The organism is Shinella daejeonensis, from assembly GCF_024281235.1.
GTDB classification, from domain to species: Bacteria; Pseudomonadota; Alphaproteobacteria; order Rhizobiales; family Rhizobiaceae; genus Shinella; species Shinella daejeonensis.
Genome location: NZ_JAHWXY010000008.1, coordinates 36,006 through 60,177 on the forward strand (window position 1 = coordinate 36,006; position 24,172 = coordinate 60,177).

At 64.7% G+C, this 24,172-nt stretch carries 19 protein-coding genes; 11 read left to right on the forward strand and 8 right to left on the reverse strand.

What is annotated here, in order from left to right:
* Window positions 1-2: 2 nt before the first annotated feature.
* Genes KYK29_RS16935 through KYK29_RS16945 form a run of 3 tightly spaced genes read right to left on the reverse strand, consistent with a single transcriptional unit; the run spans window position 3 to window position 2,345 of the window.
* On the reverse strand, window positions 3-917 hold the full coding sequence (locus tag KYK29_RS16935; protein ID WP_254692080.1) for an amino acid--[acyl-carrier-protein] ligase: 915 nt from the start codon (window positions 915-917) through the stop codon (window positions 3-5).
* Between the two features lie 4 nt (window positions 918-921).
* Window positions 922-2,094: an acyl-CoA dehydrogenase family protein gene (locus tag KYK29_RS16940; RefSeq protein WP_254692081.1), complete on the reverse strand. Its 1,173-nt coding sequence runs from the start codon at window positions 2,092-2,094 to the stop codon at window positions 922-924.
* The gene (locus KYK29_RS16945) at window positions 2,091-2,345 is read right to left on the reverse strand and encodes an acyl carrier protein (protein ID WP_254692082.1); all 255 of its coding nucleotides are present in this window, start codon (window positions 2,343-2,345) and stop codon (window positions 2,091-2,093) included. Before KYK29_RS16945 ends, KYK29_RS16940 begins: the two co-directional genes overlap by 4 nt.
* A 339-nt stretch (window positions 2,346-2,684) precedes the next feature.
* Here KYK29_RS16945 and KYK29_RS16950 point away from each other — a divergent pair, with 339 nt between their 5' ends.
* The gene (locus KYK29_RS16950) at window positions 2,685-4,721 is read left to right on the forward strand and encodes a GumC family protein (RefSeq protein WP_254692083.1); all 2,037 of its coding nucleotides are present in this window, start codon (window positions 2,685-2,687) and stop codon (window positions 4,719-4,721) included.
* Between the two features lie 10 nt (window positions 4,722-4,731).
* On the forward strand, window positions 4,732-5,967 hold the full coding sequence (locus tag KYK29_RS16955) for a UDP-phosphate alpha N-acetylglucosaminyltransferase (RefSeq protein WP_254692084.1): 1,236 nt from the start codon (window positions 4,732-4,734) through the stop codon (window positions 5,965-5,967).
* A 12-nt stretch (window positions 5,968-5,979) separates the two neighbouring features.
* On the opposite strand, the gene KYK29_RS16960 is transcribed toward KYK29_RS16955, so the two are convergent.
* From KYK29_RS16960 to polA, 3 genes are all read right to left on the reverse strand, one after another.
* Window positions 5,980-7,017: a glycoside hydrolase family 5 protein gene (locus KYK29_RS16960; protein WP_254692085.1), complete on the reverse strand. Its 1,038-nt coding sequence runs from the start codon at window positions 7,015-7,017 to the stop codon at window positions 5,980-5,982.
* Window positions 7,018-7,060: 43 nt separating this feature from the next.
* Window positions 7,061-8,266: a glycosyltransferase family 4 protein gene (locus KYK29_RS16965; protein WP_254692086.1), complete on the reverse strand. Its 1,206-nt coding sequence runs from the start codon at window positions 8,264-8,266 to the stop codon at window positions 7,061-7,063.
* A gap of 218 nt (window positions 8,267-8,484) precedes the next feature.
* Window positions 8,485-11,436 (reverse strand): DNA polymerase I, encoded by a 2,952-nt coding sequence (gene polA, locus KYK29_RS16970; RefSeq protein ID WP_254692087.1) that lies wholly within the window; start codon window positions 11,434-11,436, stop codon window positions 8,485-8,487.
* Window positions 11,437-11,850: 414 nt separating this feature from the next.
* Here polA and KYK29_RS16975 point away from each other — a divergent pair, with 414 nt between their 5' ends.
* The 7 genes from KYK29_RS16975 (at window position 11,851) to dnaJ (ending at window position 21,334) form a co-directional block, all read left to right on the forward strand.
* The gene (locus KYK29_RS16975) at window positions 11,851-12,291 is read left to right on the forward strand and encodes a MarR family winged helix-turn-helix transcriptional regulator (RefSeq protein ID WP_254692088.1); all 441 of its coding nucleotides are present in this window, start codon (window positions 11,851-11,853) and stop codon (window positions 12,289-12,291) included.
* A gap of 77 nt (window positions 12,292-12,368) precedes the next feature.
* Window positions 12,369-13,760 carry a M20/M25/M40 family metallo-hydrolase gene (locus KYK29_RS16980; protein WP_302795596.1) on the forward strand — a complete coding sequence of 464 codons (1,392 nt, stop codon included), beginning with the start codon at window positions 12,369-12,371 and terminating at the stop codon, window positions 13,758-13,760.
* A 126-nt stretch (window positions 13,761-13,886) separates the two neighbouring features.
* Window positions 13,887-14,834 carry a lysylphosphatidylglycerol synthase transmembrane domain-containing protein gene (locus tag KYK29_RS16985; protein WP_254692089.1) on the forward strand — a complete coding sequence of 316 codons (948 nt, stop codon included), beginning with the start codon at window positions 13,887-13,889 and terminating at the stop codon, window positions 14,832-14,834.
* A 100-nt stretch (window positions 14,835-14,934) separates the two neighbouring features.
* Window positions 14,935-15,369: a BA14K family protein gene (locus KYK29_RS16990; RefSeq protein ID WP_437437269.1), complete on the forward strand. Its 435-nt coding sequence runs from the start codon at window positions 14,935-14,937 to the stop codon at window positions 15,367-15,369.
* 169 nt (window positions 15,370-15,538) lie between these two features.
* On the forward strand, window positions 15,539-17,758 hold the full coding sequence (locus KYK29_RS16995) for a transglycosylase domain-containing protein (protein ID WP_254692090.1): 2,220 nt from the start codon (window positions 15,539-15,541) through the stop codon (window positions 17,756-17,758).
* Between the two features lie 271 nt (window positions 17,759-18,029).
* Entirely contained in the window at window positions 18,030-19,949 is a 1,920-nt protein-coding gene (gene dnaK / locus KYK29_RS17000; protein WP_254692091.1) for a molecular chaperone DnaK, read from the forward strand.
* Window positions 19,950-20,209: 260 nt separating this feature from the next.
* Window positions 20,210-21,334 carry a molecular chaperone DnaJ gene (gene dnaJ, locus KYK29_RS17005; RefSeq protein ID WP_254692092.1) on the forward strand — a complete coding sequence of 375 codons (1,125 nt, stop codon included), beginning with the start codon at window positions 20,210-20,212 and terminating at the stop codon, window positions 21,332-21,334.
* A gap of 86 nt (window positions 21,335-21,420) precedes the next feature.
* Here the strand turns inward: dnaJ and KYK29_RS17010 are convergent, their stop codons facing one another.
* Window positions 21,421-22,041: a transglutaminase-like cysteine peptidase gene (locus KYK29_RS17010; protein ID WP_254692093.1), complete on the reverse strand. Its 621-nt coding sequence runs from the start codon at window positions 22,039-22,041 to the stop codon at window positions 21,421-21,423.
* 115 nt (window positions 22,042-22,156) lie between these two features.
* Complete coding sequence (locus KYK29_RS17015; RefSeq protein WP_254692094.1) at window positions 22,157-22,969, reverse strand: alpha/beta hydrolase; 813 nt, start codon at window positions 22,967-22,969, stop codon at window positions 22,157-22,159.
* A gap of 235 nt (window positions 22,970-23,204) precedes the next feature.
* On the opposite strand from KYK29_RS17015, the gene infC reads away from it, so the two are divergent.
* Both infC and rpmI read left to right on the forward strand, forming a co-directional pair.
* Entirely contained in the window at window positions 23,205-23,741 is a 537-nt protein-coding gene (gene infC, locus KYK29_RS17020; protein WP_254692190.1) for a translation initiation factor IF-3, read from the forward strand.
* A 221-nt stretch (window positions 23,742-23,962) separates the two neighbouring features.
* The gene (rpmI, locus tag KYK29_RS17025; protein WP_254692095.1) at window positions 23,963-24,172 is read left to right on the forward strand and encodes a 50S ribosomal protein L35; all 210 of its coding nucleotides are present in this window, start codon (window positions 23,963-23,965) and stop codon (window positions 24,170-24,172) included.

Here is a 24,172-nt window from a genome sequence, read left to right on the forward strand (position 1 = left end):
GTTCAGCCCGGGTATCCGAGCGCCTCGCGAACGGCTTGCGGCCATTCGGCGATCTCCATCCCGTGGCGCGAGAACAGTGCGAGCGCGATGCGTTCCAGGCCGAAACCGACGCAGGCGGTGTGCGCCACGCTGCCGTCTTCGAGCGTGAGGCCCCATTTCGCGCCGAAGGCGTCCTGATGATAGTTGAAGCTCATGCAGGCCGTCGGCTTGGCCGCCGAGGTGACGGGAATGAGCAGTTCGAACTTGAGGTTCTGGTCGCGCTGGTTGTTGGCCAGCATGCGCCCGGCACGGCCGAAGAACGGATCGTTGGCGACGTCGATCGCCACGTCGAGCCCGACCTTGTCCATCATCTCCAGCCCGCGATCCATCCAGCTCTGGCGGAAGTTCGTGACGTGTTCCTGCGTGCCCATGCAGACATATTCGCGCATGCGGAACAATTGCTGGCGGGCCGGATCGTTCGACGGTTCGTGGCGGAAGCAATAGGATTGCAGGTCGTAGAGCCCGCCGCCGGCCGGCAGCGGCCCGCGCCTGGCGATCGTCGGATAGAGCGGATAGCAGGCCGCCGGCGTCAGCACGATATCGGTGGCCTTCTGCTCCTGCGTCCAGTCGCTGCCGACCTCCATGCATTGCAGCAGGCTCATGTGGTCGAGGTCGCCGCCGCAGAAACTGTGCACGGTGCCGGCAAGCTGGGGAAAGCTCTTCATGTAGCCGCTGGTTTCGAAATGCGCGCGGTTCATGCCCGGCGGAAAGCGCATGGCCTCCGCGCCGTCGCCGCCGCCATAGGCGTCGATCATCCGCTCGAAGCGGGCGATCACGTCCTCGAAGGCGCCGCCGCGGCCGTAGAGGCCTTCGACGCCGGTGTCGATCAGCAGACCGGCGTCGAACAGGCGGTCGAGAAGGGAAGATTGCATATCCATGGTTTCACCCCGTCAGGCTGGTGTCCTGCTTGTGAACGAGCAGCAGGTTCGATGTATTGCCGAGAATGCGGTCGTTCGAGATCATGAGCTGCGCCGAATGGGCGTCGCGCAGATGCCGGCCGAGACTGTAGGGCGTGCCGTTCTTGTAGCCCATGATGCCGCAGATCAGCATGGCGTGGTTGACGATGGAAAGGATCGTCTCCGAGGAGGCGACCTTCACATTGTTCATCGTGACGGCGAAGCCCATGGAGGAAAGCCGGTCGGCATCCGCCCTGGCGGCCTCGTATTCCCCAAGGCCGGCGATGGTGTTCGACCTCACCAGTTGCAGAAGGTTGGAGGCTTCCGCCAGCCGCAGCGCGCCGGGCGGCGTGACGCCGGGGGTCTTGCGCGCGGCGGCGCGGACGAAGGCCTGCGCGCGGGCGACCGCGTTGACCGCGATGCCGTACCAGACCGCGCTCCACAGGAGATGCGAGGTGGCGAGCATTGACTGGGCGGCGATTTCGGCAAACGGTTTCGGCAGGATCTGCTCCGCCGGCGCTTCGCCCTGAAAGAGATAGCCGTCGGAACAGGTGCCGCGCATGCCGAGCGTGTCCCAGACATGGGTGCGCTCCAGCGTGTATTGGTCCCGGGTGAAGACGGTCATCACCTGATCGGCGGAGGCCGCATCCGCATGGGAGCGGGAGGTGACGAGAATCGCGTCGGCATGCGCGCCGTAGGAAATGACGGTCGCATCCTTGGTCAGCCGGCAACGGCCATCCGCAACCTCGATGGCGCAGATGCTGTTGCGCAGGTTGCCGCCGATGCCGCCTTCCGTCGTGGCGGAGGCGAGCAGCAGCTGCCCGTCGACGATGCGGCGCATGAAGGCGCGGTGCCAGTCGCTGTCGGCCCCGTGCGACACCAGGCTCGAAAGCTTGATGTGGTGCATGGCGAACACCATCGCGGCTGCCGAGCAGCCCTGGCCGATCAGCGAGCAGATCTCGGCGATATCGGAGAGGCCGGCGTCCTCGCCGCCCAGGTCCTCCGGAATCTGGATGGAAAGCAGGCGCTCGGCGATCATCGCGTCGACCGCTTCCTGCGGGAAGCGCGCGTCGACGTCCACCGTGTCGGCGTGCGCAGCGGCCACGGCGGCAACGCGCTGGGCGCGTGCGGCGAGGCTCGAACCGGCGCTCATGGTCATGCGACGGCTTCCCTGTCGCCGACCAGACTTCCCACCGCATCCGTGATGGCGGCGATGTTCTGGAAGGATTTGCGGTTCAGCAGGTTGTCGGGAAACTCCACGTCGAAGGCTTCCTCGACCGCCAGCATGACCTGCACGGAGGCGAAGGAGGAAAGGCCCGCCGCATAGAGATCGGCAGTGTCGGCAATCTGGTCGACCGGCATCGCAAGGCCGCCGTGTTTCGTCAGAATGTCACGAATCGTCTGTTGCATGGCCGTCGTCTCCTTCTTGCCGTTCGGTGTCCCGTGCACGTGGCAGGCGTATTCTTGCGGCAAGCAATAGCGCCGGGATCATAAGATCGGCTGAAAGGATATGGATAAGAATCGGTGAAAGGGAATTTCAGGACAACCACCGGGTGAGGGCGCTTCCGGCCGGGAAGACAGCGTTTTCCGGGAGGGCCCGCACTTTCCTTGCGCCGCGGGAGCGGAGAATTGAAGCTTTGTTAACCATCTTCTGGGAGCCTGTACCTATCGGTCGTCGTGCGTCCCGCCCGCACGGCGATATCCCTCAAACAGGCATGCCGGCCCATCTGGCGGCCATTCGGGCACGCGATGGATATCGACGTCTTTCAATTGCCGGCGATCATCTGGAGAAGGTTTCACTATGTGATCCTTTGCGTGCTGGTCTGCGTCCTCCTCGCACTCGCCTTCGTGCTGACGCAGAAGCCGTTCTATCGCTCGACGGCGGAAATCTACATCGACGTGCAGCGGGGGCCGGTGGTCGGCGCCGATACGGGGATCACGACGGATGCCCAGCAGGTGGTCGCAAGCCAGATCTACGTCCTGCAATCGCGCCATGTCCTCAGCGATGTGGTGAAGCGGCTGGAGCTCGAAAAGGATCCCTATCTTGCCGGCGGTCTGCGCGCCGCCGCCGGCGGCGATCCCGTCGATCGCGTGGTCAATGCGCTTCTCGACAACCTGATCGTCGAGCGGGCCGGCGATTCCTACGTCTTCTCCATTACCGTCAAGCATCGTGACGGCGAAACGGCCGCCCGTATCGCCAATGCCATCGGCGAGAGCTATCTGCATCTGTCCGACGCCTCCCATTTCGATGCCAGCGTCCGCACCTCCGAAAGCATCGCCGGACAGACGGTGGAATTGCGCAAGCGCGTGCTCGATGCGCGTGCGGCGGTGGAAAGTTTCCGTACGGAGAGCGGCCTGCTTAGCACCGGCCAGCAGGGTCTCATTACGGATCAGGAGCTTGCCGCGCTCAACCAGCAACTCATCGTTGCGCGCCAGCAGGCCGAACAACAGAAGACGGCCTATGAACAGGCGCACCAGCTCAACCTTTCCGCCGTGGAATCGGGAGCGATTCCGGAGGCGTTGCAATCGGCCGCGCTCACCGCGTTGCGCAATCGCTATGCCCTGATGCTCGACCGGCAGGCCGAGCTTGCCGCCAATCTCGGCAATGGCCATCCGCAGATGAAGGCGGTGCGCTCGCAGGTCGCCAGCATGAAATCGGCCGTCGAAGGAGAACTCGGCCGCATTCGTGAAATGACCGAGAACACCTACGAGCGCGCCAAGGCCAATCTCGATTTCGTGCAGAAGCGTTTTGACGAGCAGACCGCCGCCAACGGCGACAACGGCAAGCTTCGCTTCCGCCTGGCGCAATTGATCAGCGAGGCGGACGCCCTCGATGCGGTCTACAAGGCGTTTCTGACGCGCGCCGAGGAACTCGGTCGCCAGCAGGGTCTCGACAGCGGCAATTCACGGATCATCTCGCAAGCGGTTCCCTCCGGAAAGCCGATCCGTGCGCCACGCCTGCTGGTGCTGATCGCCGCGGTGCTGTTCGGCACGGCGGCCGGAGGGGCTCTTGCCGTGCTGCGGGAGATCCTGGCTGGCGGAAAACGCCCGGAAAGGGATCTGGAGGCGAAGACCGGCGCGCCCGTGCTTGCGGTCATCGAGAAGGAGCGGCAGGCCCCCGCCCGGCAGGGCTGGAGCGGAAAGCTCGCCCGCGTCGTCCCCTTCATCCGCGAGCCGGCCGGCCATGACGGTCCGCCGCGTATTTCCGGTTTCACCCGCGCAGCCTATCTTCTGGACGCGCAACTGACGGCGGACGGTCCCGTCGCCGTCGCGGTGCTGTCGGCTGGCGGCGCGGGCCGGGGCGTGGCCGCCATCGGCATCGCCGGGGAATTGCGTGCGCTCGGCAAGGACGTGCTCTTCGCCGACGGCCGTTTGCGCGCGCCCGAGCGCGGCCTGCTGCCGCGTTCGCACGGTTCTGTTCGCATCTCCACGGCGACCGCCCGGCTGCGGGACGGCGGGGAGCGTCCCGACCGGACGCAGGGCCTCGCCGATCTGTTGCAGATCCGGCGGCTTGGCGCGGGCGGCCTGCGTCAGGTGACGGCGCTGTCTTCGGCCCGCGTCAGCACGGCCGTCCGGGATATGCATGCCGATATTCTCGTTATCGATTGCTGCGGCACGCCGGCGGAAGCGAACCTGCCGGCGATCCTGCGCCGGGTCGATGCGATTGTCGTCGTTTCCGCCGCCGGTGCGGCTGGCGGTGAGACGCTCGACGCGCTCGTCGCCGAGATTGCGCCGTGGCGTGACCGCCTCGTCGGCAATATCCTTGTCGGCGACCGGGCGGCTTAGGGAGGCGGAGATGACCTATGCGTCCCCGGCCGGACGCCTGGACCTGGCGATGGCCCGCGACACGCCGGCCGCCGCGGCCGCGCGGCTTGTCGCGACGTTTGCGGTTATCGGCGGCCTCGTCTTCAACGCCGGCCTGTGTTTCGTCAACACCCGCGTCATGGGGATTTCCGAAAGTCATGTGATGATGGCGGAAATGGTCATCGTCGCCGCCGCCTTCCTTGCGGCGATGACGCGCCGGTCCGCGCTCTATCTGCTCGTCGCGGTCTTCGTCAGCTACATGATGCTGCTTTTCATGCTGCGGGGCGGTCAGATCAACCTCAAGTCGCTCCGCGACATCCTGATCCCCTTCGCCTTCTTCTTCCTCGGCCGTCGCATCGCCGATCCGCGCGTCGGCGACCGGCTGGTGATGGTCAGCGCGGTGATCGTCGTCGCCTTCGGCCTCTTCGAATACCTGTTCCTTGAGACCTTCCTCGATTACTTCAACGTCATCGGCTATTATCTCGCGCGCGGCTCGGTCTCGCTCAAGCAGACCTATGGCGAGACGCGCGGCCTGTTCATTTCCGGGGAACGGCCGGAAGCGCGGACCATCCTGCCCTTCCTCGGCCAGCATCGGGTGTCGTCGGTGTTCCTGGAGCCGGTCTCCATGGGAAATTTCGCGGTGGTGATCTATAGCTGGGCGCTCTTTCGCGGCCGGGCTTTCGCCGGCCGTTTCCTCGTCTTCGCCCTCGCCTTTGCGGTGGTGGCGCTGGCGGATGCCCGTTTCGGCCTCTACACCTGCCTCCTGGCGACGCTGCTCTATCCCGTCTATCGCTTTCTGCCGCGGCTTCTGTGGGGCGTGCTGCCCTTCCTGCTGCTCGCGGTGCTGGCGATCTATGGCATCACCTCCGTCGAGGGCGGCGGGCCGAACGATATCTCCGGCCGCTTCGCGGTGACGGCGCATATCCTGACGCAATTGTCGCCGGGTGTGGTGTTCGGTGTCGAGACGACGGATATCTTCGTCGCCGATTCGGGCCTGGCCTATTCGCTGACCGCCTTCGGCCTTTTCGGCTTCATCGCGCTGTGGATGCTCTTCGTGCATACACCTTTCGCCGATGCGAAGGCCTGGCGCTTCCATTCGATGATGATCGTCTATCTGCTGCTGCTGATGCTGATCAGCGACTCGTTCTATTCGATCAAGACGGCGGCGCTTCTGTGGTTCCTGCTCGGCGTTTCGGCGGTCGTGCGCTGGAGCGACCGGCCGGGCTGACAAACTGGCCGGCTACCGCCGAAGCGCCATGCAGCCGGCCTTGTCCGCGCCGGAAAGGACGGCCGCCGTCTGCGGCCTGTCCTCGCCATCGACGGGCTGGATGTTGAGCGGCTCCTCCTTCGGCCACCAGTCGCCGCCCGCCCAATAGGTCCATCCCAGCCAGACGTCGGCTTCGCGCGCCATCAGGTCCGTCATGCGCGAAAGCCCGTCGAGGCAGGCCTTGTCGGCCGAGCCGCCGAACTCGCCGAGAAAACCTCGCTGGCCGTTGCGGCGCAGCCATTGCGTGAAGCGTTCCAGCGCGGCGACCGCGTCGTCCGCCCGTGCGCATCCCGGCGTCGTGCCGGAAAAATCGTCGTCGAGATATTGATGGACTTCATAGGCGTAATTGTCCTGCGGGTCGCGGACGCCGAGCATGACGGTGCCGTTCGCCCCGCCCGGCCGCTCGTTTTCCCAGCTGTGGGCGCCCGACCAGATCGTCCCGGGCACAAGAACGAGGTTCTTCGCGCCCGTTTCGCGGATGGAGGCGATGGCTGCATTGGCGGCGGAAAGCCACTGCGTCGCGGTGACGTCGTAGGGTTCGTTCATCAGACCGAAGAAGACGCCGTCGTCCTTGCCGTAGTCTTCGGCGAGGCGACGCCAGAGGTCCGCGAAAGCGGCGTCGGGAAGGTCGGGCGTGCCGATCTGCGCCTTGCCGTAATAGCCGTAATTATGCGGATCGAGGATCACCGTCAGGCCGGCGCGGCGCAAGGCGGAGACAGCCTCGGCGAGCCGTTCGCGTTCCGCCGTGTCGAAGGCGCGGCCGGGATGCGGCTGCAAGCGTTCCCAGAGAAATGGCAGGCGGACGGCATTGAAGCCCTTGCCGGCGAAATAGGCGACCGCCTTTTGCGTGGGGTAGATATAGTCGCGTCCGTGGACACCCGCGCCGTCGCCGAATTCCGCACCCGCGAGATTGACCCCGCGCAGGCAGGCGGCCTGTGCCTGAAGCGGCAGCGCCAGTGCTATGGCGAAAGACAGTAGCCGGCTAAAGAAAATCTTGAGGGAAGGGCGCATGGTCGTCTCCGTTTCGGCGATGGCCGGGAGGGGTGCGCAGGCGCTATGCGCGACCGCCTCTTTCGGCAAGCCCGGTGGCCGGCAGGCGGCGGCGGCTGTCCTGAAGGATCGTGTGATAGACCTCCAGGTAGCGGTCGGCCACCCGTTCCCAGGAATAGGTTGCCGCTGCCGTCATCGCCGCGCGGCGATAGCCGGCCGGATCCTTTTCCAGCAGCGCGAAGGCGGCGGTCATGTCCGCGGCGGCCTTGCGGGCGTCGGAAAAGTCGCAAAGCCGGATTTCCGGATGGTTTCCGGCAAGATCGGCATAGGCGGTATTGGGGTGGAGAAGCGGCATCAGCCCGGCGCTCATCGCCTCGACGGCGACGAGGCCGAAACCCTCGTATTGCGAGGCGGAGGCAAAGAGCGAGACCTTGCCCAGAAGGTCGCGCACGGCGGCGTCCGGCAGGCCGGCGTGCAGGCCGATCCGGTCGCGCAGGCCCCGCGCCGCGATCATCGCGGCGACATCGTCGAGCGAATGATCGCCGGGCACGCCCACCACGTCGAGATGCCAGTCGGCATTTTCCGCGACAAGCTGCGTCATGGCGTCGAACAGCCGGTCGAGCCGCTTGTTGACGGAAAAACGGCCAATGGTCACCAGACGCCGTTGCGGCGCCGGTGCGCCGGCATCGGCGAATTTCGCCGTATCCGCGCCGTTGTCGATATGGACCACGCGCCGGCCGGCGACGGTTGCGAAGGTGCGGGCGTCCTGCGCGCTGCAACCGACGATGCCGCGATAGCCAAGCGAGGAAACGCGGGTGATCGTGTTGAACCAGATCTTTTTCAGGCCGGAGAATTTCGCCGTGTGGAAGAAGCCGCCATGGGTCGTGGCGACAAGCGGCCGGCGATGCAGCGGCCACCCCCAGGCAAGCGCGTCGAAGAAGAAGTCGACCGCATGGACATGCACGATGTCGGCGTCGCGGATATAGCGGAACACCTGCGGCGCGAGCGGGTAACGGCGGCTGCCGGAAAAGGGGATGCGCACCACCTCCACGCCGTCGATCGTCTCGCGGGCGGGCAGCGTGCGGTCGGGTGCGGAAAACAGCCGGTCGAGCGTGACGACGCGGACGCGGAAGCCGCGTGCCAGCAACTGTCCGGAAAGCTGGCGAACCACATCCTCCAGCCCGCCCCGGTTGGGCGCATATTGCCGCACGACCTGCACGGCGAGCGGTGCGGAGCGGGCGGGCGGCGGCGGAGCATGCATTCCGGTCATCCAGTCTCTGGCGGTTTCGGCCTATCCCGGCGAAGTGCGTCGATGGGGCGGGCCGGCGGGCGAGCAGGTCGCCCGTCCTTCCGGCCGATCAGAGACGATACGGTCTTAAGACCATGTTAAGACGGGATTGCCGTCGCCTCTCCGTGCAAAACAGGATTAAGAGTTTGCAAGCGCAAGCCCCTTGGGGAGAGGGGGACGCGTGGCGCGCCGCGCGCCGCTCAATGCGCCTCGTCCCAATTGTGCGCGGCGCGGGCGTCGACCTTCAGCGGCACCTTCATGGAAAGCGCCGGCATCGAGGCGTTCTCCATCACCTCGACGACGACCGGCACGGTTTGATCCACCTCGCCGTCCTCGACCTCGAAGATCAGTTCGTCGTGCACCTGCAACAGCATGCGTGCGCCAAGCCCGGCCTGTTGCAGCGCCGGTTCCATCCGGATCATCGCGCGGCGGATGATGTCGGCGGCCGATCCCTGGATCGGGGCGTTGATCGCCGCGCGCTCGTTGAAGGCGCGCATGGACGGATTCGAGGAGGCGATATCCGGATAATGGGCCCGGCGGCCGAAGATCGTCTCGACATAGCCGTGTTCGCGGGCGAAGGCCTTGGTCTTGTCCATATAGTCCCGGATGCCGGGGAAGCGCTCGAAATATTTCTTGATGTATTCGGCGGCTTCCGAGCGCTCGATGGAGAGCTGGTTGGCGAGGCCGAAGGCGGAGATGCCGTAGATGATGCCGAAGTTGATCGCCTTGGCGCGCCGGCGGATTTCCGCGGGCATGCCTTCGACCGGCACGCCGAACATTTCCGAGGCCGTCATGGCGTGAATGTCGATACCGTCGGCAAACGCCTGGCGCAGCTGGGGGATCTCGGCGACATGGGCGAGCACGCGAAGCTCGATCTGGCTGTAGTCGGCCGAGATCAGCTTGTGGCCGGGCGCGGCGATGAAGGCGGTTCGGATCTTGCGGCCCTCGGCCGTGCGCACGGGAATGTTCTGGAGGTTGGGATCGGAGGAGGAAAGCCGTCCGGTCGTCGTCGCCGCCAGCGCATAGGACGTGTGCACCCGTTTCGTGTCGGGATGGACGAAGCCCGGCAGCGCGTCGGTATAGGTGGATTTCAGCTTGGTGAGCTGCCGCCAGTCGACGATCCGGCGTGGCAGCGGAATGCCCTGCGCGGCAAGGTCCTCCAGCACCTGCGCCGAGGTCGACCACTGGCCGGTCCGCGTCTTCGAAGCGCCGGGCAACCCCATTTTTCCAAACAGGATGTCGCCGAGCTGCTTTGGCGAGCCGATATTGAAGCGCTCGCCGGCAAGCTCGTAGATCTCTTCCTCAAGGGCTGCGGCGCGCTGCGCCAGCTCGCCGGAAAGGCGCGAGAGCACCTGCCGGTCGATGGTGATGCCACGCTCCTCCATGCGGGCGAGGACGGGAGCCAGCGGGCGCTCCAGCCGCTCGTAGACGGCCGTCAGGCGTTCGCCGGCAAGGCGCGGCTTCAGCACGTGCCAGAGCCTCAGCGTCACGTCGGCGTCCTCGGCCGCATAGGTGGTCGCCCGTTCCAGATCGACCATGTCGAAGGTCTGCGCGTTCCTGCCGGAGCCGGCCACTTCCTTGTAGGGGATCGGCTTGTGCCCCAGCCAGCGCTCCGAAAGCGCGTCCATGCCGTGCGTGGTCGTGCCCGCGTCGAGTGCATAGGAGAGGAGCATCGTGTCGTCGAAGCTCTCAAGCTCGATACCGTGGCGGCGCATCACGAGATAGTCGTATTTGAGATTCTGGGCGACCTTGAGGACCGAGGGATCCTCAAGCAGCCCCTTCAGCCGATCGAGCGCCGCGCGCATCGGGATCTGTCCTTCGACCAGCCCGCCGCCGAGCAGGTCGCCGTGCCCGGTCTTGTGACCGAGCGGCACATAGGCCGCGCGGATCGTCGCGCCGGAAGGATCAAGGCTGTTGTCGGCGATCGCCAGCGACAGGCCGCACAGTTCCGCCTGCATGGGGTCGATCGATGTCGTCTCCGTGTCGAAGCCGACGATGCCGGCCTCGTGCGCGTCGGCGATCCATCGGTCGAGCGTTTCCAGATCGCGGATCGTCACATAGGCCGACCGATCGATCGGAAGCGCTGCGAAGCGCGCGGCCCGCGCCTTCGCCAGCGCGCCGGGCGTGGCCTCGTCCGGCAGGTCCGTGTCCGGCGCGACTGCGGGCGTCTTTCCGCCGGCGTCTTTCCTGTCGAGATCCGGCCCGCGCGCCTGCGCGCCCCATTCGACCGGGACGTCGGCCGGATCGATGGCGCTGGCATCGCAGTCGCAGGCCTCCGCCACCCGCCGGGTCAGCGTGTTGAACTCCATGGTTTTCAGGAAGGCAATCAGCTTTGCGCCGTCCTGCGGATGCAGGATCAGCGCGTCGAGCGGCACGTCGAGGGGTGTCTCCGTCTCCAGCGTCACAAGCCGTCGCGACAATAAAACCAGTTCGCGGTTTGCGATGATGTTTTCGCGCCGCTTGACCTGCTTGATCTCTTCGGCGCGGGCCAGCAGCGTGTCGAGATCGCCATATTCGGCGAGAAGCTGGGCGGCCGTCTTGGGGCCGATGCCGGGAACGCCGGGAATATTGTCGGTCGAATCACCGGTCAGCGCCTGTAGATCGATCATCTTTTCAGGCGGCACGCCCCATTTCTCGATCACCTCGGGAACGGAGATCTGCTTGTCCTTCATGCCGTCGTACATCGACACCTTGTCGGTGACGAGCTGCATCAGATCCTTGTCGGAGGAGATGATGGTGACATCCGCGCCTGCCGCCTCGGCAAGCCGCGAATAGGTGGCGATCAGGTCGTCGGCCTCATAACCCTCCTTCTCGATGCAGGGCAGGTTGAACGCCCGCGTAGCGTGGCGGATGAGGCCGAACTGCGGAATCAGGTCTTCCGGCGGCGCGGTGCGGTTCGCCTTGTACTGGTCGTAGAGATCGTTGCGGAAGGTCTTCGAGGAATAGTCGAAGATGACGGCGAAATGGGTCGGCGCCACCCCGAGATCGGTGTTGCGGGCATCCTTCAGGAGCTTCCACAGCATATTGCAGAAACCCGACACGGCATTGACGGGCAGTCCGTCCGATTTGCGGTTGAGCGGGGGAATGGCGTGGAAGGCGCGGAAGATGAAGCCCGAGCCGTCGACGAGGAAGAGATGATCACCGTTTTTCATGCGGAAATGGATAGCGCGGGCGGCTGGCGGCGTCCATCTTTCATTCGTATTTCGGCTCGCCGAAGGGTCACGCCAACGTTACCGATTTGTAATTTTCACGCGGACCGGAATCCCTTGAAAAGCCACATTCCCGGCCACAAATAACAACCATCGGCAGATTAAAAGCCGTTGTCTGGCATTCCGGCCCGTCCCCCGCCGCGCCAGACGAGGACAAAGGCCTTATCCCCCCTCTCCGGGCCTTTGTCCATTATTCGAAGACGCCGCCGCGACGCGCCTCCCGTCGCCGGCGGCGTCTTCAATTGCGCGGGTCGCTGGCTGTCATTCTTCCCGTCCGTCCGCTCGCATCCCTCGCGTTCCGGCCCCCGAAGCGCCTGCGTTCTTGTCTTCCCCCGGAAACAGGCATAGCCTTGCCCCATGGATTTTGACCGGAGGGAGTCGGCAGCCTATCTCGCCAGCCTGTTGGCGAAGGAGGCTTCTCGCGCCTTGCAGGAGCATGCCGGGGACGCCGGTCTTGCGCCCGGCCAGTTTCCCGTCCTGCTCGAACTGTGGAACGGCGACGGGGTGACCCAGCGCGAGCTTGTCGACCGCCTCGATATCGAACAGGCGACGATGGCCAGCACGCTGGCCCGCATGGAGCGGGACGGGCTGGTGTCGCGCCGCCGGCATCCGACGGACAGGCGGGCGCAACTGATCTTCCTCACGGCGCGCGGCCGCAATCTGCGGGAAACGGCCGTGACGGCGGCTCAGGCGACGGAAGACGCCCTGTTCCAGGGCTTTCGCCAGTTCGAGCGCGCCCTTCTCCTCGAATATATGCGCATGACGCTCGCCAATCTCGGCCGCCGCCGCAGATCGTGATGCTCCATGTGCGACATCGGGTTTGCCCTGCCCTGCGCGATCGGTCTAATGTTCGCTTGTCATCAAGGGATTCGATCATGACCAACCTTCTGCCCGTGCTTGATCGCGCCAGCGCGAACGTTTCGGCGAGCCTCGAGCGCCTGTTCGAACTCGTGCGCATCAGGTCCATCTCCACCGATCCGGCCTATAAGGCGGAATGCCGGCGCGCCGCGGAATGGTTGGTGACGGAACTGCGCTCGCTCGGCTTCGACGCGACGGTGCGCGACACGGCCGGCCACCCGATGGTCGTCGCCCATCATGAAGCGGGCCGGCCGGATGCGCCGCATGTGCTTTTCTACGGGCATTACGATGTCCAGCCGGTCGATCCGCTCGATCAGTGGGACCACGATCCCTTCGAGCCCGCCGTGCGCGACATGCCGGGAGGCCGCCGCATCATCACCGGCCGCGGCACCTCCGACGACAAGGGCCAGTTGATGACCTTCGTCGAGGCTTGCCGTTCCTACAAGGAAACGACGGGGTCGCTGCCCTGCCGCGTGACGATCCTGTTCGAGGGCGAGGAGGAGTCCGGTTCGCCCTCGCTGAAACCTTTCCTGGAGGCGAACGCGTCCGAACTGACGGCGGATTTCGCGCTCGTCTGCGACACCAGCATGTGGGATGCCGATACGCCGGCCATCGCCGCCGGCCTGCGCGGCCTCGTCGGCGAGGAAATCGTCGTGCGGGCGGCCGATCGCGACCTCCATTCCGGTTATTTCGGCGGTGTCGCGGCCAATCCGGTTCATATCCTGGCCGATGTGCTCGCCGGCCTGCACGATGCGGATGGCCGCGTCACGCTCGACGGCTTCTACGAGGGGGTCGAGGAGACCCCGGCCGCCATCCTTGCCGACTGGGAGGCGCTCGGCTGCACGGCGGAGAGCTTTCTCGGCGAGATCGGCCTTTCCATTCCCGCCGGCGAGAAGGATCGCTCGGTGCCGGAACTGACCTGGGCGCGCCCGACCGCCGAAGTGAACGGCATCACCGGCGGCTATACGGGCGAAGGCTTCAAGACGGTGATCGCCGCGGAAGCATCCGCGAAGATCTCCTTCCGCCTCGTCGGCAAGCAGGACCCGGCGCGGATCCGCGACAGTTTTCGCGCCTATGTGCGCTCGCGCCTGCCGGCCGACTGCTCCGTGACCTTTCATGCCCACGGTGGCTCGCCGGCCATCCAGCTTCCCTACGATTCGCCGCTTCTCAACAAGGCGAAGGCCGCGCTCTCCGCGGAATGGCCGAAGCCCGCCCTCGTCATCGGTATGGGCGGCTCGATCCCGATCGTCGGTGATTTCCAGAAGATGCTCGGCATGGAATCGCTGCTTGTCGGCTTCGCGCTTTCCGACGACCGGATCCACTCCCCGAACGAGAAATACGAACTGCGCTCCTTCGAAAAGGGAATCCGGTCCTGGATCCGCATCCTGGCGGCGCTCGAAAACCGTTGAAGCAACCGGAAAGACCGAAAGGCGGAGGGCGTTCGGCGTTCGGCCGGAAAGGAAGGCGATGGCATTTTCAGGATGGATCAAGCCGCAGGCGCAGCGCCGGCGGCCTCCCGTGAAGGGAGCGACGGCATGAAGCGGATCGGAAAATTCTTCTGGCCGCTCGTCAGTACCATCGCAATCATCGTTTCGATCTATATTCTCTACAAGGACCTTCGCGGCCTGTCGCTCGACGAATTCCTGGCGAGCCTTCAGGCCATCCCCTATTCGGGGTGGTTGCTGGCGATGGGCGCGACGTTTGTCGCCTATGCGGCGCTCGCCGGCTACGACCATCTGGCGCTGGAGCATATCGGCCACCGGGTCTCGCTGTGGTTCATCACCGTCACCTCCTTCACCACCTATGCGCTTTCGCACAATATCGGCGCCTCGGTCTTCTCCGGCGCGCTCGTGCGCTACCGTGCCTATACGTCGAAGGGACTTTCGGGGTCGGAGGTGGGCCTTCTGGTCGCCTTCTGCTCCTTCACCTTCTTTCTCGGAACGGTGATGATGTTCGGGCTCGTGCTGGTTCTGGAACCCGAGATCATCGAGCGTTTCGCCGATTTCCTGCCGATCGAAGCCGCATTTTCTACCGGCTGGCTGATCCTCGCGCTGGTCGGGCTCTATGTCGTCGGCAGCCTCGTCGGCTTCCGGCCGCTTCGCACCCGCTGGTTCAAGCTGGAATATCCGAAGCCCTCGCTGGTTTTCCGCCAACTCGCCATCGCCCCGGTCGAACTGCTCGGCGCGGCGGCGATCATCTATTTCGTGCTTCCGGCCGAAGGCAATCCCGGCTACTTCGTCGTGCTGGGCATTTTTCTCGCCTCCTTTTCCGTCGCCCTGCTTTCCCATGCCCCGGGCGGGATCGGCGTTCTGGAACTGGTGTTCATCGCCGGCCTGCCGGAGATGGATCCGGCGGACGTGCTGGCGGCGCTTGCCGTCTTCCGGCTCTTCTACCTGATCGTTCCCTTCGTGATCGCGCTTTTCGTGATTCTCGTGTTCGAACGGGCGAACTTCCTGGCGCGCTTGAAATCGGGTGATGAATAGGCAGAATGCGATCATTCCGGTTCATCTGTCGTTCAGCCGAGATATTCCATTCTGTCACCCGTCTTGATTGCTTGCAGTAGGTGAAAACCAGGAGATCGATATGAAGAACATGATCAAGGGCGGTATTGCCGCGGCACTTGCCGCCGCGATGTTCGCAACGACCTTCGTTCCGGTGCAGGCGACGGCCGTGCCGCTGCCGAAGATCGGGGTTTCGCAGTCGACGGACGTCGAGCAGGCCCAGTACCGCCGCGATCGCCGGGGCTGGCACCGCGGCCATCGCGGTTACCGTCACCATCGTCCCGGCTATCGCCGTCATTCGGACGGCTGGTGGTATCCGCTGGCCGCCTTCGGAGCGGGCGCGATCATCGGTGGGGCCATCGCCAACGACGGCTATGCACGGCCTCCCCGCAACGCCGGCATCAATCCGCGTCACACCGACTGGTGCTATGCGCGCTACCGGTCCTACCGGGCCTACGACAATACGTTCCAGCCTTATAACGGGCCGCGCCAGCAGTGCTATTCGCCCTATTTCTGAGAACGAAGATTTTCGGGCGGCCCGGGGCCGCCCGAAAAGCATCGGGCCCATCGTGTTCGCTCCGGCCCTCCAGGCTTCTCCCGCATCTTCCTCCTGCTTAACGCCCCCTTAAATCGCCGTAATTAAGGTTCAGACGACGGCGACAACGACGAGGGCATATCCACCGCGCATGGCAGGCAACCGTAAATCCGGGCGTATCGAACCTTCGTTCGAGAGCGCCGCGCCTCGCGACGATGACGATTTCCATCTCGATGCGGACGAGCGTGTCGTCGGCGGACCGGGCAAGCGCAAGGCGAAAGCCGCCGGCGGCAGGCGTGGCCGCCGCGATCCGGCATCATCGCGTGGTCGCCGCGGTTCTGCGGGCGGTTTTCCGCGTCTTCTGCGCCGCCTCGTCTATTGGTGCCTGGTGCTCGGCCTGTGGGGCGCGATGGGCCTTGGCGGCCTTTTCCTCTATTATGGCGCGCGCATGCCGAGCGCCACGAGCTGGTCGATTCCCGATCGCCCACCGAATGTGAAGATTCTCGCGGTGGACGGCACCGCCATCGCCAATCGCGGGACGACGGGCGGCGAGGCGCTCTCGCTGGAAACCATGTCGCCCTATATTCCGCAGGCCGTCATCGCCATCGAGGACCGGCGCTTCTACTCCCATTTCGGCGTCGACCCGCTGGGCCTTGCCCGCGCCATGCTTGCCAATGTCACGTCCGGCCGGATGGTGCAGGGCGGCTCGACGCTGACGCAGCAGCTCGCCAAGAACCTGTTCCTGTCGCCCGAGCGCACCCTGGAGCGCAAGGTGCAGGAAGTGCTGCTCGCCTTCTGGCTGGAACATAAGTATTCCAAGGACCAGATCCTCGCGATGTATCTGAACCGCGTGTTCTTCGGTTCCAATTCCTACGGCGTCGAGGCAGCGTCGCGGCGCTATTTCGGCAAGTCGGCGCGCGACGTGAACCTCGGTGAGGCGGCGACGCTCGCGGGCCTGCTGAAAGCGCCTTCGCGCTTGTCGCCGGCGCGCAATCCGGAGGCGGCGGAAGCGCGCGCGCAGGTGGTTCTTGCGGCCATGCGCGAAGAGGGTTTCGTCACCGACAGCGAGATCAAGACCGCGATGTCGCAGACGCCGGCCCGCGCGCGTAGCTATTGGTCGGGCGCCGAGCACTATGCCGCCGACATGGTGATGGCCCAGCTTTCCGGCATGATCGGCGACGTCACCGAGGATCTGGTGATCGACACCACCCTCGATCTCGACCTGGAAAGGAAGGCCGAGGAATCGCTCGTCGCCATCCTCGATGCGGACGGTGCGAAACTCGATGTGTCGCAGGCCGCGCTCGTGTCGATCGACGGGACGGGTGCGATCCGCGCGCTGGTCGGCGGCCGCGACTATGCCGCAAGCCAGTTCGACCGCGCCTCCCGGGCCAAGCGCCAGCCGGGTTCGGCCTTCAAGCCTTTCGTCTATGCCGCCGCGCTGGAGGCCGGCCGTTCGCCGCTTTCGGTGCGTAATGACGCGCCGGTGAAGATCGGCAAATGGACGCCCGAGAACTACGACCAGAAATATCGCGGCGAGGTCACGCTTTCTTCCGCGCTCACCCATTCGCTCAACACCATCGCCGCCCAGCTCGTCATGGAGGTCGGTGCGGAGGAGGTGGTGAAGCTTTCCCGCCGGCTGGGTATCGAATCGGAGCTTCAGGCCAATGCCTCCATCGCGCTCGGCACGTCGGAGGTGACGCTGGTGGAACTGACCGCCGCCTATGCGCCCTTCATGAACGGCGGCTACAAGGCGACGCCGCATATCATTCGCCGCGTTTCGACCGCAAGCGGCCGGGTGCTTTATGAAAACACCTATGACAATCCGCCCCGGGTGCTGGCGCCGGAGATCGTCGCCATGATGAACGGGATGATGACCCGCGTCATCACCGAGGGAACCGGCCGGAATGCCCGTATCCCCGGCTGGCAGGCGGCCGGCAAGAGCGGCACGACGCAATCCTTTCGCGACGCCCTTTTCGTCGGCTACACCAGCAATCTGACGACCGGTGTCTGGTTCGGCAACGACGACGGCAAGTCGATGCGGAAGGTGACGGGCGGCGGCTTGCCCGCCAAGGCCTGGAGCAGCTTCATGACGGCGGCCCATGCCGGCCTTGCGCCTTCTCCGCTTTTTGGAACCGTGCCCTCCGCCCCGCCGACGCCGGATCCGCCGCGCGAGGAAGGCCGGGATCCGCTCTACGATCTCGTCTCCCGGGCGCTCGGCGTCGGTGACCGTCCGCTGGACGATGCGGTCGCCGGACAGGAGCCGGGTTCCACGGTGGCGATCGGCGACGGCCCCGTTCCGCCCGCAGAGGTGGGCGGCGGATCGTCGGGCGCGAAACGCACGACACTTCTCGATATTCTCGTCGGCGGCTAGAGGATCCGTTTCACCGCAATGGCGCACCGGCTCCGCTTGACGGGACGGGGAGGCGCAACCACATTGCCGGAGAAGCGGAAGGGCGGTTCCGCCGGAGGGCTGATTTCAGGCGCTTTGCGCCGCCGCGCTCTCTTGCAGTCGTCCGGGCCGCTCCTTATATACGCCGCAAGAGCGCGGTTTGAACTGCGCTTTCGCGTAAGGACCATACGACTAGGTGCTGCCAAACGAATGCCTGAACGGGTTCCGGCAGTTCGCTTCAAGGAGAGAATGAATGGCTAAAGTAATCGGTATCGACCTCGGAACGACCAATTCCTGCGTCTCCGTCATGGACGGCAAGGATGCGAAAGTCATTGAAAACGCCGAAGGCGCCCGCACGACGCCCTCCATGGTCGCCTTCAGCGACGATGGCGAGCGGTTGACCGGCCAGCCGGCCAAGCGCCAGGCGGTCACCAATCCGGAGAATACCCTTTTCGCCGTCAAGCGCCTGATCGGCCGCCGCTACGACGACAAGCTCGTCGAGAAGGACAAGCATCTCGTTCCCTACAAGATCGTCAAGGGCGATAACGGCGACGCCTGGGTCGAGGCGCAGGGCAAGGACTATTCCCCCTCCCAGATTTCCGCGATGATCCTTCAGAAGATGAAGGAAACCGCCGAATCCTATCTCGGCGAAAAGGTCGAGAAGGCCGTCATCACGGTTCCCGCCTATTTCAACGACGCCCAGCGTCAGGCGACCAAGGACGCCGGCAAGATCGCCGGCCTTGAGGTTCTGCGCATCATCAACGAGCCGACGGCGGCAGCCCTTGCCTATGGCCTCGACAAGAAGGACGGCCGGACCATCGCCGTCTACGACCTTGGCGGCGGCACCTTCGACATCTCGGTTCTGGAGATCGGCGACGGCGTCTTCGAGGTGAAGTCCACGAACGGCGATACCTTCCTCGGCGGCGAGGACTTCGACATGCGTCTCGTCGAATATCTCGCGGCCGAGTTCAAGAAGGATCAGGGCATCGACCTGAAGAACGACAAGCTGGCCCTTCAGCGCCTCAAGGAGGCCGCCGAGAAGGCGAAGATCGAATTGTCTTCCGCGCAGCAGACCGAGATCAACCTGCCGTTCATCACGGCGGACGCCTCCGGTCCGAAGCACCTGACGATGAAGCTGTCGCGCGCCAAGTTCGAAAGCCTCGTCGACGATCTCGTCCAGCGCACCGTCGCGCCATGCAAGGCGGCCCTCAAGGATGCCGGCGTTTCGGCGGCCGAGATCGACGAAGTCGTTCTCGTCGGCGGCATGAGCCGCATGCCGAAGGTGCAGGAGGTCGTCAAGCAGCTGTTCGGCAAGGAGCCGCACAAGGGCGTCAACCCGGATGAAGTGGTCGCCATGGGCGCCGCCATCCAGGCCGGCGTCTTGCAGGGCGACGTCAAGGACGTTCTGCTGCTCGACGTGACGCCGCTGTCCCTCGGCATCGAAACGCTGGGTGGCGTCTTCACCCGTCTGATCGACCGCAACACGACGATCCCGACGAAGAAGTCGCAGACCTTCTCCACCGCGGAGGACAACCAGTCGGCCGTGACCATCCGCGTTTCGCAGGGCGAGCGTGAAATGGCCGCGGACAACAAGCTGCTTGGCCAGTTCGACCTCGTCGGCATTCCGCCGGCCCCGCGTGGCATGCCGCAGATCGAGGTCACCTTCGACATCGACGCCAACGGCATCGTGCAGGTCTCGGCCAAGGACAAGGGCACCGGCAAGGAGCACCAGATCCGCATCCAGGCGTCCGGCGGTCTGTCCGATGCCGACATCGAGCAGATGGTCAAGGATGCCGAGGCCAATGCCGAAGCCGACAAGCAGCGCCGCGAGACCGTCGAGGCGAAGAACCAGGCCGAAAGTCTGGTCCATTCGACGGAGAAATCGCTCGGCGAATATGGCGACAAGGTTTCCGCCGATGACCGCAAGGCCATCGAGGAGGCGATCGCCGCCCTGAAGTCGGCCGTCGAGGCGTCCGAACCGGATGCGGAGGACATCAAGGCGAAGACCAACACGCTGATGGAAGTCTCCATGAAGCTCGGTCAGGCGATCTATGAAGCCCAGCAGTCCGAGACGGCCGAGACCGCCGAGGGCGGCGCGGAGGCGGGCGATAACGTCGTCGACGCGGACTATGAAGAAGTCAAGGACGACGACGATCGCAAGCGGTCGGCCTGACCTGCCGAAACTGTAGAGAGCCCGTCCGCGATTTATCGCGGGCGGGTACTTTGGTAAGGCGTCACGGCGCAGATTCCGGCATATACGACGATCCCGTGACATTGCGGCGGCTTTTGGCGGATGCCGGGCGGCCGGAGCAGCAGGACAACGTGTCGAAGGGATCGGCTGCGGCGGCGGCTTTTGACAAGCGACGCGGTGTCGGCGCGCAAGAGGCTCGAAGAACACGGGTGTCGATATCTCTTTGTTAGGATCGCCAACGAATGGCAAAAGCTGATTTTTACGAGACGCTCGGCGTCTCCCGGACCGCCGATGAGAAGGAACTGAAGAGCGCCTTCCGCAAGATGGCGATGAAGTACCATCCCGACAAGAATCCGGGCGACGCATCGGCCGAGCAGACGTTCAAGGACGTCAACGCGGCCTATGAAACGCTGAAGGACCCCCAGAAACGCGCGGCTTACGATCGTTTCGGCCATGCGGCCTTCGAACAGGGCGGCATGGGTGGCGGCGCCGGCGGTTTCGGCGCAGGCGGATTTTCGGACATCTTCGAGGATATTTTCGGGGAAATGATGGGGGGCGGCCGTCAGCGCCGCTCTGCCGGCGGCCGCGAGCGCGGCGCTGACCTGCGGTACAATATGGAGATCTCGCTGGAGGAAGCCTACTCCGGCAAGGCCGCGCAGATCCGCGTCCCGACGTCGATCACCTGCGATGTCTGCACCGGTTCGGGCGCCAAGCCCGGCACCAGTCCCAAGACCTGCGCCACCTGTCAGGGCTCCGGACGCGTGCGGGCGGCGCAGGGCTTCTTCTCGATCGAGCGCACCTGCCCCACCTGTCACGGCCGCGGCCAGACGATCAGCGATCCCTGCGGCAAGTGCCACGGCCAGGGCCGCACGACCGAGGAGCGCTCGCTTTCCGTCAACATTCCGGAAGGCATCGAGGACGGCACGCGCATCCGGCTTTCCGGCGAGGGCGAGGCGGGCCTGCGCGGCGGTCCTTCTGGCGACCTTTATATCTTCCTGTCGGTGAAGCCGCACGAATTCTTCCAGCGCGACGGCGCGGATCTTTATTGCGCGGTGCCGATCTCGATGACGACGGCGGCGCTCGGCGGCACCTTCGATGTCGGCACGCTCGACGGTTCGAAGTCGCGCGTCAGCGTGCCGGAAGGCACCCAGGCCGGCCGCCAGTTCCGGCTGAAGGGCAAGGGCATGCCCGTCTTGCGGTCCAGCCAGGTCGGCGACCTCTATATCCAGATCCAGATCGAAACGCCGCAGAAGCTCACCAAGCGTCAGCGTGAACTCCTGCGGGAATTCGAGGAGATATCCTCCCAGGACAATAATCCGGAATCGTCGGGCTTCTTCGCCCGCATGAAGGAATTCTTCGACGGCTGAGGCGGCATTCTCACGGGATCTTTCCCCGTGGGTCTGCTTTTGCGGGTCTTCGCTCTACCCGGCGGGGATGGACCAGGCCGTGCCGCTTACTTGCCGACGGACGACACCATCATGGCGTCGCCGTTCTCGATGGAAACCCAGCGGCCCGCATGGAAGCTCGCCTGCCGCTTCAGGTAGCGGTAGGGCGTCGCGGTCCAGGGCTTCACCGCGTCGTCGAGATTGTCGAGGATGAAGTCGCCTTCCGTGGTGCGCACGGTCAGAACGGCATGGCCCTCGCCGTCCGGCTTGCGCACGACCGTGATGAGCAGGTCACCGACGGAAAATCCTTTTTCGATCAGCATCTTGCGCTTCAGGAGTACGAAGTCCTCGCAGTCGCCCGCCTCTTCGGGATAGGACCAGAATTCGTCCTGTCCGTAGAGGTCCCTGTCGGTCATCGGAGTGATCGTGCCGTTGACCTCGGCGTTGACCTCGCGGATGACGGACCAGCCATAGGCGGTGACCCGGGCCGGCGTATTGTTGCGCACGCCGGCCCGGCATTCGTCGGCGTGGGTTTCGCAGAATTCGTAATGGCCGATGGGTTGCGAGGTGATCGCGCCGACCCGCATGGACTGCGCGGAGGCGGCCGGTGCCGTGTAAGCGGAAGGAGAAGAAACGAGCAGGGCGAAAATCGCCGCAATCCCCGCCTTCGCACCGAACATCTGCGCCATGAACCGTCCCCTATCGTTAACAAAAGGTTAAGGTTCGGGAGGCGGTGCCGTCAATCGTCAAGTTCGGATATGCGATATTATGGTTAAAATGCGCCGTGAGGCGGGCGGGATCGCCTCATCCGGTTCTTGCCAGCGCCTCGGCCGCTTCGAGGATCTTCGCGATATCCTGCGGCCGCGCGAGCCGATGGTCGCCATCCCGGATCATCGTCATCACGACATCGTCGCCGGCAAGATGCTCCATCAGCCGCACGGCGTGGGCATAGGGCACGTCCGGATCGGCCATCCCCTGGAGGATATGGACGGGGCAGCCGGTCTCGATGATCCCGGTCAGGACCCGGTTCCTGCGGCCGTCCTCGATCAGCCCCAGCGTATAGATGTTCGGATCGGGGCCATAGGGGGTGGGTTCCTCCAGCCGGCCGTCTTCGATCAGCGTGCGGCGTTCCGCCTCGGTGAGCTTCGGCTCGATCAGCTCGGAGGTGAAGTCCGGTGCGGGCGCGATCAGCACGAGGCCGGCGATCCCGACGCCGCCACGCCTGGAAAGTTCGCTTGCCGCGCGCAGGGCGATCCATCCGCCCATGGACGAGCCGACGAGGATCGCGCGGCGGGTGCCGATCGTCTCGCGGGCATGGTCGATGACGGCCAGTGTTTCTTCCAGCCAGCGTGAGATGGTGCCGTCGACGAAAGCGCCGCCGGACGCGCCGTGTCCGGAATAATCGAAGCGTATGCAGCCTGTGCCGAGCCGTTCGGCAAGGCCGGCGATCTCCACCGCCTTCGTGCCGCTCATGTCCGAGCGATAGCCGCCGAGCCAGATGAAATGGGCAAGCGTATTGTCCGTTTTGGGCGTAACGACCTGCATGGCGATTTTCCGCCCGTCGTCTTCCATCGTCAGGAATTCGGGATTGGTCTTGTCCGTTGCAGGTGCCGTCATGCCGCTTTTCCTCCGTCTGTGCCGATGCGCAAGGGCTTGCGCGCAGATGATCGCGCTCCAGCTAGACCAGATTCGTTTCCGCAAGGACAGGTGGTGATTTTTTCCGCGCGCCATGCTATTGACTTCCCGCGCGTGCTCGTTCCATAGGCCGCCGACCGCCTGCGGGGCGGGGTGGCGACCCGGGCAGCGCGCCTATTCAGACCTTTAATTGAAACAGTTCGAGGAGAACACGACCATTCGCAGACCCTTCAAAGCGGAAGGCCCCGTCAAGGACGGCCCGCGTTCCAACAAGGAGATCCGGATTCCCCGGGTCCAGCTTATCGATGCCGAGGGCACGAATCACGGCACCGTTTCCACCGATCAGGCGCTCCAGATGGCCGAAGAAGCCGGCCTCGATCTCGTGGAGATCGTGCCGAACGCCGAACCGCCAGTCTGCAAGATCCTCGACCTCGGCAAGCTGAAATACGCCAACCAGAAGAAGGCGGCCGAAGCGCGCAAGAAGCAGAAGGTCGTCGAACTCAAGGAAGTCAAGATGCGTCCCAACATCGACACCCATGACTATGAGGTGAAGATGAGGGCGATGAACCGCTTCTTCGCCGAGGGCGACAAGGTCAAGGTGACATTGCGTTTTCGCGGCCGCGAAATGGCCCACCAGGAAATCGGCATGAAACTGCTGATGCAGGTGAAGGAAGATACCCATACCATCGCCAAGGTCGAGTCCGAGCCGAAGCTCGAGGGCCGTCAGATGATGATGGTGCTTGCACCGAAATGAGCTTTTATGCGCGGCGTGAAAGCGCCCTGCGCGAAGCCGCCCTTTTTCGGGCGGCTTTTTCTTGCCGTCGCCTGCGTGACGCAGGATTCCGGTTGCGCTTGTAGAGCGCTTCGGTTACAAGACGCACCGTCTGAACGGTCCGGCAGGGCATGCCGTGGCCGTTCTTTACGCTGGGGACGCGTCTCGTCAACCGTCCCGAACCAAAAGAATGGAGTAGCAAAATGCCCAAGATGAAGACGAAGTCGTCTGCCAAGAAGCGGTTCAAGATCACCGCGACGGGCAAGGTCATGGCGGCTGCCGCAGGCAAGCGCCACGGCATGATCAAGCGTACCAACAAGTTCATTCGCGACGCGCGCGGCACCATGGTGCTGGCCGACGCCGATGGCAAGAAGGTCATCAAGAACTACCTGCCTAACGGCGGCGGCATCTGA